At 60.8% G+C, this 18,298-nt stretch carries 13 protein-coding genes; 5 read left to right on the plus strand and 8 right to left on the minus strand.

The window, feature by feature from the left end; translation table 11 throughout:
- Nucleotides 1-47: 47 nt before the first annotated feature.
- From O7A60_RS11345 to O7A60_RS11375, 7 genes are read right to left on the minus strand one after another with little or no spacing between them, the layout of a single operon-like run.
- Nucleotides 48-1,799, minus strand: coding sequence for an alpha/beta fold hydrolase (locus tag O7A60_RS11345; RefSeq protein ID WP_337106325.1), 1,752 nt, complete (start codon nt 1,797-1,799; stop codon nt 48-50).
- Entirely contained in the window at nt 1,796-4,306 is a 2,511-nt protein-coding gene (locus O7A60_RS11350; protein ID WP_337106326.1) for a glycosyl hydrolase 2 galactose-binding domain-containing protein, read from the minus strand. Before O7A60_RS11350 ends, O7A60_RS11345 begins: the two co-directional genes overlap by 4 nt.
- A 41-nt stretch (nt 4,307-4,347) precedes the next feature.
- The gene (locus O7A60_RS11355) at nt 4,348-5,343 is read right to left on the minus strand and encodes a DUF1839 family protein (RefSeq protein WP_337106327.1); all 996 of its coding nucleotides are present in this window, start codon (nt 5,341-5,343) and stop codon (nt 4,348-4,350) included.
- 1 nt (nt 5,344) lies between these two features.
- Entirely contained in the window at nt 5,345-6,268 is a 924-nt protein-coding gene (locus O7A60_RS11360; protein ID WP_337106328.1) for an amino acid--[acyl-carrier-protein] ligase, read from the minus strand.
- A 1-nt stretch (nt 6,269) separates the two neighbouring features.
- A complete protein-coding gene (locus O7A60_RS11365) occupies nt 6,270-7,475 on the minus strand; it encodes an acyl-CoA dehydrogenase family protein (protein ID WP_415926817.1) in 1,206 nt (401 codons plus the stop codon).
- A gap of 2 nt (nt 7,476-7,477) precedes the next feature.
- Nucleotides 7,478-7,810, minus strand: a complete 333-nt coding sequence (locus tag O7A60_RS11370; protein ID WP_337106329.1) for an acyl carrier protein — start codon at nt 7,808-7,810, stop codon at nt 7,478-7,480.
- 47 nt (nt 7,811-7,857) lie between these two features.
- Entirely contained in the window at nt 7,858-9,234 is a 1,377-nt protein-coding gene (locus O7A60_RS11375; RefSeq protein ID WP_337106330.1) for an oligosaccharide flippase family protein, read from the minus strand.
- 764 nt (nt 9,235-9,998) lie between these two features.
- On the opposite strand from O7A60_RS11375, the gene O7A60_RS11380 reads away from it, so the two are divergent.
- Both O7A60_RS11380 and O7A60_RS11385 read left to right on the plus strand, forming a co-directional pair.
- A complete protein-coding gene (locus O7A60_RS11380) occupies nt 9,999-10,748 on the plus strand; it encodes a GNAT family N-acetyltransferase (protein WP_337106331.1) in 750 nt (249 codons plus the stop codon).
- A 5-nt stretch (nt 10,749-10,753) separates the two neighbouring features.
- A complete protein-coding gene (locus O7A60_RS11385; protein WP_337106332.1) occupies nt 10,754-12,037 on the plus strand; it encodes a glycosyltransferase in 1,284 nt (427 codons plus the stop codon).
- A 219-nt stretch (nt 12,038-12,256) separates the two neighbouring features.
- Here O7A60_RS11385 and O7A60_RS11390 read toward each other — a convergent pair whose 3' ends face one another.
- On the minus strand, nt 12,257-13,519 hold the full coding sequence (locus tag O7A60_RS11390; RefSeq protein WP_337106333.1) for a glycoside hydrolase family 5 protein: 1,263 nt from the start codon (nt 13,517-13,519) through the stop codon (nt 12,257-12,259).
- A gap of 173 nt (nt 13,520-13,692) precedes the next feature.
- Between O7A60_RS11390 and O7A60_RS11395 the strand changes: the two genes are divergently transcribed.
- From O7A60_RS11395 to O7A60_RS11405, 3 genes are all read left to right on the plus strand, one after another.
- Entirely contained in the window at nt 13,693-15,651 is a 1,959-nt protein-coding gene (locus O7A60_RS11395; protein ID WP_337106334.1) for a heparinase II/III family protein, read from the plus strand.
- A gap of 88 nt (nt 15,652-15,739) precedes the next feature.
- The gene (locus tag O7A60_RS11400) at nt 15,740-17,053 is read left to right on the plus strand and encodes a nucleotide sugar dehydrogenase (RefSeq protein WP_027144026.1); all 1,314 of its coding nucleotides are present in this window, start codon (nt 15,740-15,742) and stop codon (nt 17,051-17,053) included.
- Nucleotides 17,034-18,296 carry a glycosyltransferase family 4 protein gene (locus tag O7A60_RS11405; RefSeq protein WP_337106335.1) on the plus strand — a complete coding sequence of 421 codons (1,263 nt, stop codon included), beginning with the start codon at nt 17,034-17,036 and terminating at the stop codon, nt 18,294-18,296. Before O7A60_RS11400 ends, O7A60_RS11405 begins: the two co-directional genes overlap by 20 nt.
- Nucleotides 18,297-18,298 lie beyond the last annotated feature (2 nt).

An 18,298-nucleotide genomic window follows, 5' to 3' on the forward strand; every position in this document is an offset into this window, starting at 1 on the left:
AATTAAGGTGCCGGCTGTCGATTGGTCGTCGAGCAGGCCCCAGGTCCCTACCGCCCATCGGCGGCGGGGCTTAACAACTCTGTGACATGCTCGACAAGCCGAGAGCGTGCATGGGCCGGCGTCAATGTATGATCGGCGGCATCCAGACGCACGAGAGTGATACCTTGCATGCGCCTCAAACGCTCGCCGTCCGGCCCGAAGTGACGGGCAATTTCATCCAGGCTTCGATCGTTTTCGGCACTTACCACTAAGACGCGCGTTCCGTGCGCGGTCAGATTTCTCATCCAGGTTTCCACCGACTGGCTTCCCGAACCGCGCCTGCGCCAAAAGTTGGACGTCGTGGATTTCGACAATTCCAGGCCGAAGCGCAGGGCGCGCCCGCCAAGTCTGGACAGGAGCGCTTTCAAGCGAGGTGATCTCAAGGCCGTTCCGTGTGAATGCGGCTCAGCCACATCCGCCTCGCCGGCGCCGTCCTCTGGTTTGAGTGAGCCACGCGCATTGTCCCTGACTTTCGACAGTTCCATGTCCAGGGCATATGAACTGTTCCATGCGAAGCACAAAGGATTGACCATGGTCAGCGAGGCAATACGGCGATCGAAACGCGCGGCATGGAACGCCTGATAGGCCCCGGCGCATGTGCCGATCGCGCTGACCTGATCAAATCCATACTGCTCGAGCCAGTTTACAATACGCAGCATGTCATCGCGGCCGCGCTCATCGTAGAGAAACAGCCGCTTCTCGTCCGGCGTCCCGCTCTGGCCGAGGCCCGGCAGATCGACCCTCAGCGAGGCTATGCCATCTCGGGCGAGTGAACGCGCCATGTCGACCGCGCCACGTGCCCAACCGATATGGGGTATCGCGCCGGCATTGAGGATGAGGGCGACCTGTCCCTGGGGCTTGGCCTGGGCAGGCATGCACAGCACGCCGCAAATCTCCGGCGCGGGCGCGAGCACCAGTGGCCATTCGTTATATCCACCCTCCGCCAGAAACACGGGCGCGGTAGCCACCGGCTCGTGGGAAGCCGCGCCGACGGGCTTTCGGCGCTCGACTGCCCACCTCACGACCATCTCAAGGGTGGATTGCGGGATGTCGTTGGCGGTCGGGTTGCTCATCAGCCGGGCAAAACCGGCAAATGTCTCGATCCGCGCGCTGCCACCGGCCGCGGCGACGCCTTCGGCGAGCGCCGAATGCGACGTGGCGGGTTGTGTCGTCACAAGCAGAATATCCTGACACAAGGAACCGACGAGTTCACGCCACTCAAGCGTCCGCAGATCCGCGATTGTCTCGGCGCTTATCCTGAAGCCGGCGGTTTCGATGCCGTCGAATGGCTCGACCTCAGTGCCGTATGGCGGCAGGGCTGCGTCGATCATTCTTGCCAGGCCTGCCATCTCGCGCACATAGGCCTTGCCCGATAATGGCGGCGCAAGCAGTGCCAGACCGGCAACGTCATCCCGTCCGACTATGGCCGATGGAGCAAGGAGAGCACCGAGACGGAAGCCGATCACCAGCACATCGGTCACGCCGGTTTCGGCTTTCAGCCGCCCTATCGCCGTCTCGATGCTCGACACCCAGGCAGCCACGCGATGGGGCTCGGTGTGATCGCCGGTGGCATCTCCACAGCCTGGATAGTCGAATTGCAGAACGGGTAGACCAGCTTGGGCCAACCGCCTTGCCATCAATGTGAGAAAACGCCGGCTGCAAAGGTCTTCGAAACCGTGCGCGCCCGCTATAACCACGCCCCGGCTGCCCCCTGCGGGATGAACCCAGCCGACAGTCCCTTCGAAGACGATCGGCCTCACGAAATGCCCCTGGCTGCACCCATTTTAGGGAACGGCTCGGTCAGGTCGAAAACAACAGGTCGCTGCGCATTGAGGGCTGTAACGGTCCCGGTAGACATCGGTGCGCCTGTCAACGCGACCAGCCGCACTGTTTTTTCGCGACCAGGCAACAGATGAAAATAATCCTCTTCGGCCCGATAATGGGGACCGCCGACATGGACATAATACACGGCCCTGTCGCAGGCGAGCCGAAGTCGCCAGCAATCGCTGCCAGGTTCGATCCTGGCGCGAAGGCCGACATCGCACCGTTTCGTCATGACATTGGGCAGAACATGGAAGGCTTCCGCCAACTGGGTTCCCTGCGAATCCGTAAACTGCCCCACGCTCAACTCATGCGCAACCGGACCGAAGCGGTAGGCGTAAGAGATATCGAAGAACGCACCGAACAGCTCGAAGGCCGAAACCGTCACGGCATCATGCGCCGCAACCGCGATCTCGCGTTTGCCTGTGACGACCGGTGTCAAACCATCGCGCAGGCAGGTCAGGGTGAGCCTGCCTTCAACCAAGTCCGGTCCATCGTTGATCACATGCACATGGAGGCCGTTCAAGCCTTCATCGCTAAGGATCAGGCGCAGCGGACGGAAGGCCCGCTTCATCGCATGCCAAACCGATTTTGGCCGGCCGGTCGCATCGATCGCACCCCAGCCGGCGCCGACGGCCAGATCTTTCCAGAACAAGGTCAGTGCACCCGCCGTCGGCGAGGCCGGTCGGCGCCATTCGTCAATCGTGCGCTCCACGATCTCGGCCGTCACGGCACGCGAGAGGTCGAGGTAGCGTGCACCGTCCTGCAGCCTCAACGCACGGGCGTCGACGCCGAAGACTTTTTCCAGATAGTGGTCGCGTACATCCTCGAAATCCCAAGACGCCCCAACGTCCCTCGGCGTCGCGGCTTTCCAGCGTGGGTCATGCACGGGCGCAACGGGCAGGAAGGCGTCCAGCGTCTCCTGATCCGGCACGTTGGCGAAGGCAAGGCACTCGCTGGCGAAGCGGACCTCGGCACGGCGCGCATCCTCCAGCGGCCGGCAATAAGCGCCCACGCCGTAATAATGCACCGGTCCGGCTTCAGCGGTGAAAGGCAGGCTGCCGCCATGCGGCGAGGAAGCAACCTGCACGAGATCAGGTCTAATGGCGCCCGCAAGCGGCCTCACCACCGTGTCGAACCATGGCGTCGGGTCCATGGACGCTGGAATTCCCATCATCGACGCCTGCTGGGCGATTTCGCTGCCGCCGCAAATCACAGCAAGCGAAGGCGAGTGCCGCAATCGTCGCAGCAATGCTTCTACCTCCGCCGCCAGCGCAGCGCACCATTCGTCATCCCGGGCGGGATAGTCGAAATTCGCCAGCATCAAATCCTGCCAGACGAGTATGCCGAGTTCGTCACACAGGGCATGAAAGGCGTTGGATTCATAGACGAAGGGGCCGGCGACACGCAGCATGTTGACACCGGCATCACTTGCCAGGCGCAAGGCGGCGTCCAACGGCGCCGCGCTCCCGTCCAAGGACACTATGTCCGACGGTGTCCAAACCGCGCCGCGACAAAAGACCGGGATGCCGTTGACGATCAGCCGAAAGTCGCGCCCGTCACGGCCGCGATCCAGCTCCAGGCGTCGAAAGCCGACACGTCCGAGGTTTACCTCGTTACTCCCGATGGTAGCGCTGACACCATGAAGATCCGGCGTTCCATGGCTGTGCGGCCACCAAGCCGCAACGTTGGCGATGTCAAGGCGCGCATTCAGCTTCTCGCCATCGCTGGTGAGCGTCGCGGTTTTTCCGGCACAGCTGATAAAGGCGGTTTCGCCGTCGACAAGCGGCGTGAAGAGCGTCAGCTCGACATCGAGCCTGCCTGTAGTCCCTTCGAGATCGGAACGCATGTCGACGCTAGCGACGCGCGAAGCCAAATTCTCGCGCACCAGCAGAACCGGCCGCCATGCGCCGACCACGTCGAAGGCCGGGCACCAGCCCGGCATGTGGCCAAGCAGGGTCGTGCGAACGAGCCGCAAGCGCTGATCGTCAATCATGCGCGCCTTCCAGCGGGCCCGCGGACCCTTGAGGCCGTCCATATAGGCGTCAAGACTGCGAAACGCGATGGCAAGCATTTCGCCGCCTTTCAGCGTCAGCGACGTCTGACACGGCGCGAACATGGAGGTGGAGACAAGGACCAATCGATCGTCGATGTAGATTTCGGCAATCGTCGCAAGGCCTTCGAAGACAAGCCGCACCGGCCCGCTGGCTTCAAGGCGACAGCGATACCAGATGTCCTTGTCGTGCAATGGCATCGGTGCTTGCCGATCCCAAAGGCCGCCCGCCTCGAGCGCCGCCGCCGCGGTACCAGGACATGTGGTGCGCAGCCATGTTGCCGAAGGGTCAGCATCGCTCGGCCCGCGCCATGCGCCAGCCGGCGTCAGGGCAAGCTGCCATCCTGCTTCCAGCAACTCAGCTGAATCGGCGACGGAGATCACTGTCGTCATGGATCTGATCCAGGCTACGGCAGGCGAATTCCGCTCGCCGTTCAGGCCGCCTCCGCCAGGGTTGCCATGCGCGCGTCAAGCACGTTGATGATAACATCATAAGCGCTGGCCATCGGTTCCAGCGTCGCCTCCATGCCATCGAAACGCCCGCGCGCCATGGCCCTGGCGAGTTTGAACTGCATGACCTTGGCGCCTTCGGCGATATCGCCGGCGGCCTTGGCCGCTTGCTCGAAATCCTCGCGGCGATTTTTCCCGAGCCATTCCAGATGGCTGCCGAGAAGCTCGAAATTCGCGCCTAGCTGCCGCAACGTGTTGAAGGAGTAGATATGAAAATACTCCGGCGGGCGGTGGACCAGCATCTCGACATGGCGGCCGAACGCAGCAGCATAGGATCGCAACGGATTGTGCTTCGGGCGGCGTGACAGGTGATGTGAGAGCAGTGTCGCGGCTGCTCGTGCCATATCTTCGGGCGGCTGCGTGACGCCGAATTTCACGAACTCAGCGTAAGGAAACAGTGGCAACGAGCCCGCGCTCGCAAGGTCCGCGCCGCCGAAGATGCCTTCATAATCCTCACCACCAAGCGCGAAGACACCATCATTGTGAAAATAGACCATCCGCTGCGTCCGCGGATCGACCTCATTGATACCGATGGTCGTCTTGGAATGGGCCGCGCGATAGGTGATTCCCCTTGTGTCGGGCAGGTAGAAAGCATCGACTTCCACCAGCGGCAGGCGTCCGAGATCGATCTGTGTCGCAACATGCGTTTCCAGCCGGTCGAAGATCGCCAGTTCCTGGATATCGAGACCCGCAAGCCGCTGCAGATCGGCGATCGGAAACTTGAAGAAGGTGAACTGATCGCCTTCGAAATCCTGGGCAAGGGTAAAGCCGAGCGCGGCCACCGGGTCATGGCCGGTTGCATGCATGACTTCAATCAGCAGGTCGACGTAGCAATTTGTCTGCGGCCAGCGTCGTTCGGCGCTGTGCAATTCATGCGGCCTGTAGCCCGCCGGGTCGAGACCGGGGATCACGGCGTTCATGTCAGGCATCCCAGAGAACCGCGCGGACAGCCGGCGGCCAGGCATTAACGTCGGGGCCATGATGACGAAACAGCGCCAGCGCCACACGTTCCAGGCCGAAGCCGACGCAGGCCGAATGGCAAAGGCTGCCATCGGCGAACTTCAATCCCCAGGTCTGGCCGAAATGATCCTGGTGATAGTTGAAACTCAGGCAGGCTGTCGGCTTTTCCTGGCTGCTCACCGGTATCAGCAGCTCGAATTTCAGCCCCTGGTCGCGCTGGTTGTTGGCCAGCATCTTGCCGCCGCGGCCGAAGAACGGGTCGTTGGCGAGATCCAGCTCACAAGGCAACTCCAGCGACTCGACCATCGCCTTGCCACGCTCAAGCCAGCTCTGGCGAAACGCATGCACATGATCGGCCGTACCGATGCAGACGAATTCCCGCATCCGGAAAAGCTGCATGCGGGCCGGGTCCTGCGATGGTTCATGCCGGAAACAATAGGATGAGAGTTCAAACAGAAGGCCGTCCATCGGAACCGGTCCGCGCGCGGCGACCGTCGGATAAAGCGGATAGCAGGCGGCAGGCGTCAGCGCCAACTCCGTTGGCTGCTGCAGTTCGGTCCAGTCCTGGCCGGCGTCCATCATGCCAAGCAGCTTGGCATGGTCGCGCTCGCCGCCCATGAAGGAGTGCACGCACCCGGCAAGCTGCGGAAAGCTTTTCATGTAGCCGCTTTTTTCCAGCGTCGCGCGGTTCATGCCTGGCGGAAAGTGGATACGGGTAGGCTTGTCGACCGCGCCGAGGCGCGTGACCAGGCGCTCGAAACGTTCGATGACTTCCTCGAACATGCCGGAGCGGCCATAGAGGCCGTCGACGCCGGTCTCAAACAGGATGCCGTTATCGAACAGCTTGTCGAGCAGGTCCTTTGAGGTGAATGTCCCGGTATCCATCTCAACCTTCCAGTCTGGCATCGAAGCGGCTCATCAGAAGCAGCGTCGATGTGTTCGCATGAATGCGGTCGTTCGAAATCATCACTGTAGCGGAGGTGATGTCGCGCAGATGCCGGCCGACGCTGAACGGCGTGCCGTTCTTATAGCCAAGGATGCCGCAGATCAGCATTGCGAGCCGCACGATTTCGCCCGCCTTTTCGCTCGCGGCCACCTTCAGCGCGTTGATTTCAGCGGCAAAGCCTATCGAGGAGAGATCGTCCTCATTGCGTTCGGCGATCTCGAAACGGCGGATGGCGGCAACGAGATGTCCCTTCATCTCCTGCAGCTTGGCGGCTGCCTCCGACAGGCGTAGCGCGCCTGGCGGCGTCAGGTTTGGCTGCTTGCGGGCGGCTTGCTTGACGAAGGCCTGGGCACGCGCGAAGGCATCGGCCGCGATGCCAAACCATGTCGCTGCCCAATAGATGTGCGAACTCGCCAGCATTGATTGGGCAGCGATCTCCGAAAACGGCTTGGTGAATATCTGCGCGGCATCGCCGGTTGCGGTCAGCAGAAAGCCGTCGGAACAGGTGCCGCGCATGCCGAGCGTGTCCCAAACGGACTTGCGCTCCAGCGTGCGGTTGGCGTCGGCGGGTATGACGATCATGGACTGGTCGGTGCCGGCTGCGTCCGGTGCCCGGCGCGCTGTGGCCAGGATGGCGTCGGCAAAGGCGCCGTAGGAAATCACGGTCGCGTCCTTGATCAACGAGAAGCGGCCATCGATGACGTTGAGCGCGCAGATAGAATTGCGAAGATCGCCACCAATGCCCGCCTCGGAGGTAGCGGATGCCATCAGCAGCTGCTCGCTGGCAATGCGACGCATGTAGGCACGATGCCATTCGCTGCCAGTCCCATGGCTGGCCAAGCTCGCAATCTGAATCTGGTGCATGCCATAGATCATCGCGCTGGAACCGCAGGCCTGCGCCAGCTGGACGATCAGGTCGGCAATAGCGGCATGGCCCATTCCCTGGCCGCCGAATTCAATCGGCACAGCCACGCCAAGAAGGCTTTCCTGCTTCAATGCATCGAAGACTTCGTGGGGGAAACGGGCGTCGCGATCTACGGAATCGGCCGCCTTGGCCGCAACCTCGGCAACACGGGCCATGCGCACCGTGGGGGCGTCACTGTGCATGCCGGCAGGGGCGACGCCAATTGCTTTCGCGACATTCATGGTCAGACTGCCTGCTTCGCAAGTTTGGAGACCGCCTCGGCGATGTTGGCAAGCGAGGCGAATGTGCGCCGTGTCAACATTTCCTCTGGAAATTCGGTGTCGAATTCCTCCTCGATCGCCAGCATGATCTGGACGGAGGCGAACGACGTCATCCCCGCATCATAAAGGTTGTCATGATCGGAGAGTGTTTCGATGTTGAATGAAAGCGCCTCGTTGCGGGCGAAAAGTGCACGAATACGATTGATCATCTGTCCAAGTCTCCCTGTCTGGAAGATACGCTTCAACTCTAGCGGCGCAGTTAATGCGAAATCGTATCCGCGATTATGCTTAACCAACGACTTCCGGATCCATTATAATGCCAATGTTTCACCCCGACGCCCCATCAGGCATCCAAGGATGCCGACTTGGCGGGCGCAGTGGAAAGGTCACGATCGCGAAGCAACGTGCCCTTTTCACCGCACGTCCGGCCAATGGCGAAGCGGGTGAACCCGATATAGACCACCGTCTGCAGTGACCAGGCGATGGCGCGGGCTATAACGATGCCGAGAGCGCCACGATCTTGCAGAAACCACGTTGCGATGATGAATGTCAGCGCCCATCCAGCCGTGATCGAAAGTCCGGTCCACATGTAACCGGAGGACACCGGGACCTGTCCGAGCGGCAGGGCAGCGGCGATGATGGCGGCCGCGAGCACCACGATCATGAAAATCGGCCAGTGCTGGGCGGGATCGAGCTTGAACAGCACAAGGAACCAGTTGCCGAACGTCATCATGACCACGACGAAGCCTATGGCTATGGCTATATTGGTGCCGATGCCCATGCCAAGCACGTTGATCACACGCCGGCGGTCGGCCTCGCCGAAGCCGGTCGACAGCATCGGGATAACCACTTGCACCACGATCTGCGGCACGAACAGCAGCAACGTCTCCAACTGCATGGCAATGAAGTACAGGCCGACCTGGGCAAGACCGTCGGGATTGTTGACCACCATCGCCGTGCAGATCCAGTTCACCGGCTCGTACAGCAGACTGGCAAGCAGCGCCGGCACCGCATAGCGTGTAACCAGCCGCCACTGCGAAAATGCCTCCCGGAACGCAATCTCAATACCGCGCCGCCGAAGCGCTGCCACTACGGCCGGATAGGCGATGAGGCATCCACCCAGATAAGCGCAGCCCAAGGCGATAAAGCTGCCCGAGAGGCCGTAAAAGTAAAGCCCGACAGGCACCAGCGTGATCATCAATCCACCAAAGATCACGTTGAGGCGAGCGATGGTCCTGAAGGCCTGGATACCGCTCAGGATGGCCGTCTGGACCGTGTTCATCGCGTTGACCACAATCACAGGCGCGATGATCTGGAGATAGAAAGCGAGTTCCGGTTGCTTCAGCAGCCGACCGGCGATCTCATGCGCGAACAGGAAGATCATCAGGCCGATCAATGCCGCGGCGCCACCGGTGAGGAGGAATGCCATGCCGGCCAGGCGGCCCGCCGTGGCGGGGTCGTTAATCGAGTAGGCGGCGATATTGCGCGTGGCCATCAGGCCCACACCGGCGGATGCCAGCAGGCTGCTCGACATCAGTGTGCCGTAGGTCACTCCGAATTTGCCGACGAATTCAATGCCGAACCAGTGTGAAATCAAAATGGTGGTGATCATCGGCGTCAGCCGAACGATCACCGTTCCAAAGGTCGACCAGAGCAGCCCGGCGCTGAATACCCGAATGTCTGCGGATCGACCGATCAATGTTCTGAGCGACGCAATCAATTCTCGTCCTGTCGATTGGATAATTCTCGCCGATCGCTAACAGGAATGTATGAGCTAAGCGATTACCGCCGAGGCGACCGGTTCGAAAGGTTAACGAACTCTCTGCGCTTGCCTCTCCGCCGCCCGAGAAAACGCGATCCATGGGGTATGAAGAACGTCTGTCTGAGGTATTATAGAGGATTGCTAGACCATTCCTTAAGTCGTGCGGGATAAAGTAGATTTGGAACCTGGCATGCATACCCAACAGTTTTCTCAACGCAGATTGCCAGCAGCCGGCGCCAAGGGTCGCGAGAATGAACTCACGGTTGAACACGGCAGCCGATGGAGAGGCACAGACTGTCTGGTCCGACAGACCTTGTGGTCGTTTCGAGGTCGCGGCTTTTACCAACCCTTCGGATATCGAGCGCGAATGGCGCCAACTCGAGTCGACCGGCGTGGCAACGATCTTTCAGCGCTATGATTGGGTCGATGCCTACGCCCGGCATGTGCTGCCAAAGGAGAAAGCCACGCCAGCCATAGTGTTGGGGCGGCTCGACGGCAATCCGGCCTTCATCCTCCCGCTGGCGACCTCGACGTTCGGACCCGTTCGCGTCGCGACCTGGATCGGCGGAAACCACTCCAGCTACAATTTCGGCCTGTGGAGCCACGAAGCCGCGGCGGTCATGGCCAGCATGAGGCGCACCCAGATTGAAGCCACGTTGCGCGCCGCGCTCGATGGAGTGGACTATGCGGTGCTCAGGAGAATGCCCAGGATCCATGACGACATGGCTCAGCCGCTCGCCGCGCTGTCGCGCAGCCCATCGCATACGGAAGGCTACTCCTTCGCTCTTGCCGGGGGATTTGCGGCTGTGCTGCAGAAAAGAAACGGCGGTTCGCGCCAACGCAAAATCCAATCGAAAGAGCGTAAAATGCGAGAGGCAGGCGTGCTGGAATATGGCACGGTTCGGTCTCTCGAGCGCGGCAATGCCGCTCTCGACTTCTTTTTCGAGCAGAAAGCCTTGCGCCTTGCCGAGCAAGGCCAGCTCAACAGCTTTGGTGCCCCAGGGGTGACGGATTTCTTCCGCGACCTTCTCGATCGCTCCCGGCACATGAGCGAGCCGTTGCTGGAAATGGCGGAGCTTCGGGTGGGCGGCAAGATCTGCGCCGTCATCGGTTCGGCGATACATCGCAAGCGGGTCAACGTATATTTCATGACCTTCGCCAGGGATGAATTGGCGCCACAAAGTCCGGGCCAAGTGCTGACTTTCAGGCAAATCGCGGAGTGCTGCGAACGCGGCATGGCCGCCTATGACCTGGGCGTCGGCTTCGAAGACTTCAAGACCCATTGGTGTGACGTCATCCATGAACTGGATGATGCCTATGTGCCGCTCACATCACGCGGCAAAGCCGCTATCGCGGCGATCCAGCTTGGTCGGGCAGCGACGGATCAACTGCGTCGAAACCCATTTCTGTGGCAGCGCCTTAAATGGTTGAGGGCATATTTGGCGCGCCATGCGGTCGCAGGGAACAGATGACAGTCTTGGCCTCGAAACAATCCATCGCGACCGCTGACGTGATATCGCCACATCAAAGTCCGCTGGCTGGAGTCCGCGTCCTGTTCGTGGCGCCAGACGACTACCCGGCATTCCGTGTCGATCTGGTGGAACTGTTTTCAAACCATCTGGTTGGCCGTGGGCTGAAGATTGACTGGAGCCTGCGGCCTTACACGGATGGTCCCAAACGCGTCGACGTGCGCGGCGCCGAGCGGTTCTATATCGCTCGTCGCCAGATGACGGAGAAATTCGGTTCGCTCCGTTATATGATGGCGGAAACCCGGCTTCGCCTGAAGCTGGCTTGGCGGGCAACGCGTGGCGAATACAACCTGATACAGATACGCGATCAGCCGCTGTGGGGCATCGTGTACGGCATCGCGGCCAGGATCTCCGGTACGCCCTTCGTGTTCTGGATGAGCTATCCCGTGCTGGAAGCGCGCATGCGTATCGCGCTTCACAATCTCGTGCCCATGAGTCTGCCGGCCCGATTTGTTCGACTTGCCTATGCCGTTATCGGCAGCGTCCTCTTCTACCGGGTCGTGCTGCCGCTGTCGGACCATGTCATTGTCCAATCGAAAAGGATGCTTGAGCGCGTTGCCGAACGAGGCATACCGACGAAGAAGATGACGCCGATACCGATGGGGGTCACGGTTGAGCGCTATAATCCCGCGTCGATCCCTGCCACCGACGACCCGCGGCTCATCGGCAAAAAGAGCATGGCTTATATGTGCGCCGATGTTCTGAACCTGACCACCCGCCTGACGTTCGAGGCATTGGCCCTGCTGGTAGCCAACGGTTATGACACGGTGCTGGTGATCATCGGGGCCGTTTCGGCGCACGAGCGTGAACAACTTGCCTCTCAACTCGACAGGCTCGGCCTGTCCGAGAGGGTGATCTTTACCGGACGTCTTCCCCTGGTCGAGGCGCTGGGCTGGGTAAAGCGTGTCGACGTCTGCCTGTCCCCGTTCGAGATGGATGCGGCCCAGCAGGTCGCCACGCCCACAAAGCTGGTTGAATATATGGCCATGGGACGGCCGATCGTTGCCACCGTCCACTACGATCAGAGCGAGGTGGTCAACCGCAGCGGCGCCGGTATCGTCACGGCATTTTCGGGCGAAGCAATCGCGGAAGGTGTCGCGCGATTGTTCGACGACCCGGTAAAGGCCCGGACGATGGCCGCCAAAGGGCCCGTGTGGGTCAAGGCCAACCGTGACTACGCCCGTCTGGCAGACGAAGTTGAGCGCGTCTATACCAGCCTGCTTGCCCGATAGTGGTCGCGGGAGTTGAGGCTCTAGCTCTTGTTTTTAACACAATCTTGGACGGACCCGAACTTCTCCTGGAATTGTGCTGGCAAGCATCGCTGCGGCGGTCTCAAGGCGGCGATTGCTTTCAGCATGTCGCGGCGAATAGGATTCGGTCGACCTGCCGTAAGCTTCTGATTTTATGCATGTCGTTATCCCGGACCCGAGGACACTTCCGGGCGACATGCATTAGCCTGGCATCCCCAATGCCTCGACGATCGAAGGATCGATCCGGTTGTCGTCGGCCCGCTGAATACCAAATTCCCGGCCGTTGATTTCCCAGAGCGCCCAGCCAAATCCCTGCGTCTGCGCAATGCCTGTCACATCCGAAAGCCAGGCCCGGCGATAGGTCGGCTCGGCTCCCGTGAAAATCCGATCGCGCCGCGTCACCCCGCACTCGCCCATCACGATGCGATTCCTCGCGATGCCATTACGATCTGCCCAGTTCGCCACACGCACGAAGTCTTTCTCGACGCGGGCGCGGTTCCAGCCGTCGGCCAAGAAACCATCGAGAATCCGACGCGCATCGGCCATGGCAGCCATCTTTGCAGCCTGGTCAAGCGCAGTGTTGGCGGCAATGCGAGCTTCTATTTTCGCCGATATCTCGTCGGGCGAGACAGCGTCGTAAGGATAAGGAAGATCGACGACGTAGGGCGAAGAGGGGGCGTCCGGCGTCCCAAAATCGATGCCTTGATGGGTGAAGCTGAGTGGCATGTAGTAGTGGTAGGAAAACAGCGTATTGCTATCGATGAATGGTGATGGATCCAGATCCGTAAGCCCACTGATGCCGCCATAGTCGGCGCCGGTCAGCAGGATCGGCAGATCGACCGCCGCCCGCCGCGCCGCATCGTGCAGAACCAGCTGCGCCGCGCCCCAGACTTGGACCTGGGTTCGATGACTCGCCTCCCCGACCACCGGCTCATTCATGAGTTCCAGCGCGACCCGCTCCGACCGCAGTTCACCCAGCAGAGCCGCCAGCCGGCTGATCATCGCGGTGTATTGAGCAAAAAGCGGCGCCTCCAGATCCGCCAGGATTGACTGAACCGAATAGGCCGGCACCTGCTCGACCGGATGGCAATCCACGATCACCGAAAGCCCGATCTCCTGGAAGAGTTGCAAATTGTCCATGAGCTTCCGCTCCAGCGCGTCCCTGTCGCTGCCCTGCAACTGAATGAACGGGCCAACGTCCAAGGTGAGTCGAATAAAGTCGAATCCGGCCTGCGCAAAATCGCGCACCAATTCGGCTGGGAAGGCGTTTCGGGCCGTTTCGAACGGGCGCGCCAGATAGTGTTGTGGATCGCCGTCGCGCAACGCTCCCCAATTCATCATTGTATGGATCGAACCGCCGCGTTGAAAACGGGAATTCGTTTTTGGCGCCGCGGCAGCACGCACCGACAGGGCCGTCAGCGCGGCAATCGAAGCTGACAGAAGCTGGCGTCGTGAGAATTCCATATAGCGGCGCTCCTTGCGAGGCCCTGCAAGCCCGCGCCTATAAAGATATGGTACCCGGCTGGTGCGCGCGAGGACAACGCGACAAAGATGCCGATTAAGGTTAGCGGGGCCGTCTGCCCGATAGCCTGCCGATGTTAATCTGAAGGCAATGGCAGTCCGTTAGAATCTGCTCCATGTTGAGACGTTTGACCTGGTATGCACGACGGCTTGCCGTGATGGAACATGGCGAGGTCCGTCATCGGTTTCGTGAGCAGTTGGAGCGCAGGCGCGCGCGGCGCGAGCGCCACGACTGGTCCGACTTTGCAATGGCCGGTGCGCGACCCAGCGTGTTGCCGCTGTTTGCGCCCCTGTTCGAAGCGGACTTGCCGCTGCCCGTCGCACAGCAACTGCAAACCGCCGCTGCCGCGTTTCGCGCCGGCCGGCTGAGACTGCTCAATCGCGATTGGCCTGTATCGATGCTGGACAGTAGCGGCCGTGTCGATCCGGTGATCTGGCGACTGGACCCGGTGAGTGGCGCAAGCTGGCCTGGCGCCGAGCGATCGACCTTCGACATCAATTTCCGCTTCGGTGAGGAGCATGGAGACGTCAAGTACGTGGCCGAGGCAAACCGGCTGCATTTTCTGGCGGCGCCGGCAATCCATGCCCGCCGGGAAAACGACGCAAGCCTTGCCGACACCATACTCGGCTCCGTCTTCTCGTGGATGGAAGCGAATGTTCCCGGCCGCGGCATCAATTGGTATTCAGGCATCGAGGCCGGCTATAGGCTGATCTCGCTGTCCATCATCATAGCGTCGCTCGATCCATGGATCGACCGGGCTGCCGGCGAGCGGCTGGCGTCCTTTGTCTGCGCCCACGGCCTGTGGCTTGCCAGGTTTCCCTCACTTCATTCCTCGGCCAACAATCACCTCGTCGCCGAGGCGATGGGCCTTGTGCTTGCCGCACGCATGCTGCCGAACCACTCCGACGCCTCGCGCTGGTTGACACACGGTCGGACGCATCTTGAAGACAGGGCGCTGGCCCTGTTCCATAAGGACGGCGTGGGCAAGGAGCAGTCGCCGGCCTACAGCGCTTTCACGCTCGAAATGCTGCTCATCGGCTTCAGCGTCTTGGGCGGCGCCACAGAAACCGCACGTAAGCGCATGGCGGAAGCCGCCCGCGCCTTGAATTTCTTTCTCGATGATGCGGGCCATACGCCGTTGATCGGCGATGACGACCAGAGCCGCGTCCTGTTGGCATTCGGCAGCGACGAGCCGCGTTATGTCGCGTCCATCGTCGGCGCGATTGCCGGTTTTCTGGATCAGCCCGAACTCGGACCGGCTATACGCGATCCGCATTGGCGCGATGCCGTATTCGCCACCCCATCGCTGACGCCACTGCCTGCCGACGGCGCGGTTACCCTTGAAGAGGGCGGCTATACCATCCGGCGCGGTGCCATAAAGGGCCGCCGTGTCCATTTTGTCTTCGATCACGGACCGCTTGGATTTGGCGCCTTGGCCGCACATGGCCACGCCGATGCGCTCGCGGTATGGCTCTCACTGGATGGCCTGCCGCTGCTGGTCGATGCGGGCACGCATCTTTATCATTCGGAAGGCGAAAGTCGCCGGCGCTTCCGGGTCAGCGCCGTACACAATACCCTTACCATGGACGGCGTCAGCCAAAGCGAGCCGTCAGGTGCTTTCAACTGGATGCCACGGCGTGCCCGAGCAAGATTGGACGCCAGGTCGCAAGCGTCCCGGCTGAAAGTATCCGCCTCGCATGATGGCTACATGAGGCGCTTCGGCGTCATTCACCATCGGGATATAGAAGAAACCGCCGAGGGTTTTCTGATCACGGACCGGCTGGTTGGCACGAAGCCGTCCGGGACGGTCGAGATCGCTTTCCTGATTTCGCCGGAACTCAGCGTGTCGGTCGAGGGCAATTGTGTGGTGGCACGCCGCAACGGCAGGTCGGAACTCAGCATCGTAGCGCCCGAAAGCGCCGAGATCGAGATTGTACGCGGCGACCAGGCATCCGGACGCGGTCTGCAGTCGGCTGGATTCGGGCTCCTCGATAAGGCGGCAACCGTTGTTTTCAAAGCGCCTGGCCACCGGATGCAGTGGCAAAGCAGATTGCTGATCGGTTTGCTAACCTGACCTTTACTTGTCTTTTTTATGTTCTTCGAAAATAAGCGTGAAGGTGGCTCGATCCGCCTTTCGAAAGAAAGAACAGGACGGGCGAGCTATGAAAGTTTCCATCTTCGGGTTGGGATATGTCGGTACTGTTTGTGCCGCGTGCCTGGCCGAGCGCGGGCATGACGTCATCGGCTGCGACGTCAGCGAGGCCAAGGTCGATCTCATAAACAGTGGCCGAAGCCCTATCATCGAGAAAGACGTCGGCGAACTTGTCGCTGCCAATGTCGCGTCGGGTCGTCTAAAGGCCTCATCCTCGACCGAGGAAGCCGTGATGAACAGCGACTTGTCGTTGCTTTGCGTCGGCACGCCCTCACGCCCCAACGGCTCACTGGATCTGTCGGCGGTTCAGGCGGTATCGCGCCAAATCGGATCGTCTCTTTCCAGAAAGGCGGACTATCATTCGGTCGTCGTTCGCTCGACCGTGCTGCCGGGGACATTGTCCGACATCGTCATTCCGGCGCTGCAGGCAACTGCATCAAGGAAACTGGGCGAAACGTTCGGCGTGGCCTCAAACCCCGAATTCATGCGCGAGGGGTCGGCGGTCGCCGATTTCAATAATCCAGCCAAGACCGTGATCGGCGTTGACGATGAGATAACCCGGGATCGGCTGTTGGAGCTCTACGCAGGCCTGCCTGGCCGCGTTGTCGTCACAGAGCCCCGGTTGGCTGAACTGGTCAAATACACAGACAACACCTGGCATGCGCTTAAGGTCGCCTTCGGCAACGAAATCGGCAATATCTGCAAGGCGGCGGGCGTTGACAGCCATGAGCTGATGGAGGTGTTCTTCGCCGACACCAAGCTGAATATCTCGAATGCCTATCTTCTGCCCGGCTTTGCGTTCGGCGGCTCCTGCTTGCCGAAGGACGTACGTGCGATCAACGCCTACGCGATCCAGAACGATGTGGAAGCACCGCTGCTTAAATCCCTGCTGCCGTCGAACAAGCAGCAGGTCGAGCGCGCACTGGACCGCTTGCTGAGCTATGGCAAGCGCAAAATCGGCTTCCTCGGCTTCTCCTTCAAGGCAGGCACCGACGATTTGCGCGAAAGCCCCTATCTGGAACTTATCGAGCGGCTTGTCGGGAAGGGCTGCGACATCCGCATTTTTGACCCGAACGTGTCGTTGGCAAAGCTGATGGGCGCCAACAAAACATACCTAATGAACGCGATCCCGCACGTTACGCAGCTGATGGTCCCCTCGCTCGACGAGATGGTGATGCATTCGGACGTTGTCGTGGCCACCAGTCGTTCGCCCGAATATGAAACTGTGGTTGACAAGATGAATGCAGACCAGACGCTTCTCGACATGGCCAGGCTGCCGAACACGAACCGGTTTGCGGGGACCTATGACGGCATCAACTGGTAAGCGCATCCTCATCATCGTCGAAAACCTGCCTGTCCCCTTCGACCGCCGCGTCTGGTCAGAGGCAACCACGCTGGTGAAAGCCGGCTATCAAGTGTCGGTGATCTGCCCGAAAGGCAAGGGCGCGACGGCGCCCTACGAGGTGATCGACGGCGTCCATATCTATCGCCACTCGCTGCCGCTCGACGCCGAGGGCTTCCTTGGCTACGTGCTGGAGTACAGCACCGCGTTGTTTTGGGAATTCCTGCTGTCACTCAAAGTGGCGCGGCAGCGCGGTTTCGACGCGATCCATGCCTGCAACCCACCAGATACGATTTTCCTCATCGGCGGGTTCTACAAGTTGTTCGGCAAGAAGTTCCTGTTCGACCACCACGACATCAATCCAGAGCTCTACGAGGCCAAGTTCGGCAAGCGCGGCATCGGCTGGAAATTCATGGTCTGGCTGGAGCGGCTTTCGTTCCGAACCGCCAATGTCTCGATCGCCACCAATGAAAGCTACCGCGACATCGCCATCAGACGGGGGGGCATGCTCCCCGAGAAGGTGCATATCGTGCGTTCTGGCCCGAATCTGGACCGGGTCAGAGAGGTTGCGCCCGATCCGAAATGGCGCAATGGTCGCCGCTTCGTCGTCGGCTATGTCGGCGTCATCGGCAAGCAGGAAGGGCTCGACCTTCTGCTCGACTCGGTCGACCACCTGGTGAATGCCAAAGGCCGCCAGGATATTCAGTTCGTGATCTGCGGCGGCGGTCCCGAGCTTGATGCCATCAAGGCGGATACAGTCGCGCGCGGGCTCGGCGAGTACGTCACCTATACCGGTCGCTGCCCGGACGAGATTCTGTTTTCCGCGCTCTCGACAGCCGATGTCTGCGTCAATCCCGACCGGCCCACGGCGATGAACGACAAATCGACCATGAACAAGATCATGGAATATATGGCGCTTGGCAAACCGATCGTGCAATACGACCTGCGGGAAGGCCGCTTTTCGGCGCAAGGCGCCTCGCTCTACGCAACCTGCACGGAGCCCACCGACTTCGGCGACAAAATCGCCGAACTCCTTGACGACAGCGAGCGCCGCGCGACCATGGGCGCGTTAGGCCGTGAGCGGGTACGCAAGGAACTCGCCTGGAGCCACGAGGGTCCGAAGTTGCTGGCCGCCTATGACGCCTTGTTCGGCACGCCTTCCAGGAGCCAAATCCAGAAGCCAAGTTCGGGGTCCGACCCGGCCATGTGCAGCGGTCAGGGCTAGCC

Source organism: Mesorhizobium salmacidum (SeqCode) (assembly GCF_037179605.1).
Taxonomy (GTDB): domain Bacteria; phylum Pseudomonadota; class Alphaproteobacteria; order Rhizobiales; family Rhizobiaceae; genus Mesorhizobium; species Mesorhizobium salmacidum.

Excerpts from the sequence above, each read along its gene's own strand:
- O7A60_RS11350 (WP_337106326.1), bottom strand. The coding sequence starts at position 4,306 with ATGACGACAGTGATCTCCGTCGCCGATTCAGCTGAGTTGCTGGAAGCA.
- O7A60_RS11355 (WP_337106327.1), bottom strand. The coding sequence starts at position 5,343 with ATGAACGCCGTGATCCCCGGTCTCGACCCGGCGGGCTACAGGCCGCAT.
- O7A60_RS11360 (WP_337106328.1), bottom strand. The coding sequence starts at position 6,268 with ATGGATACCGGGACATTCACCTCAAAGGACCTGCTCGACAAGCTGTTC.
- O7A60_RS11365 (WP_415926817.1), bottom strand. The coding sequence starts at position 7,475 with ATGAATGTCGCGAAAGCAATTGGCGTCGCCCCTGCCGGCATGCACAGT.
- O7A60_RS11380 (WP_337106331.1), top strand. The coding sequence starts at position 9,999 with ATGGCTCAGCCGCTCGCCGCGCTGTCGCGCAGCCCATCGCATACGGAA.
- O7A60_RS11390 (WP_337106333.1), bottom strand. The coding sequence starts at position 13,519 with ATGGAATTCTCACGACGCCAGCTTCTGTCAGCTTCGATTGCCGCGCTG.
- O7A60_RS11395 (WP_337106334.1), top strand. The coding sequence starts at position 13,693 with ATGTTGAGACGTTTGACCTGGTATGCACGACGGCTTGCCGTGATGGAA.
- O7A60_RS11400 (WP_027144026.1), top strand. The coding sequence starts at position 15,740 with ATGAAAGTTTCCATCTTCGGGTTGGGATATGTCGGTACTGTTTGTGCC.
- O7A60_RS11405 (WP_337106335.1), top strand. The coding sequence starts at position 17,034 with ATGACGGCATCAACTGGTAAGCGCATCCTCATCATCGTCGAAAACCTG.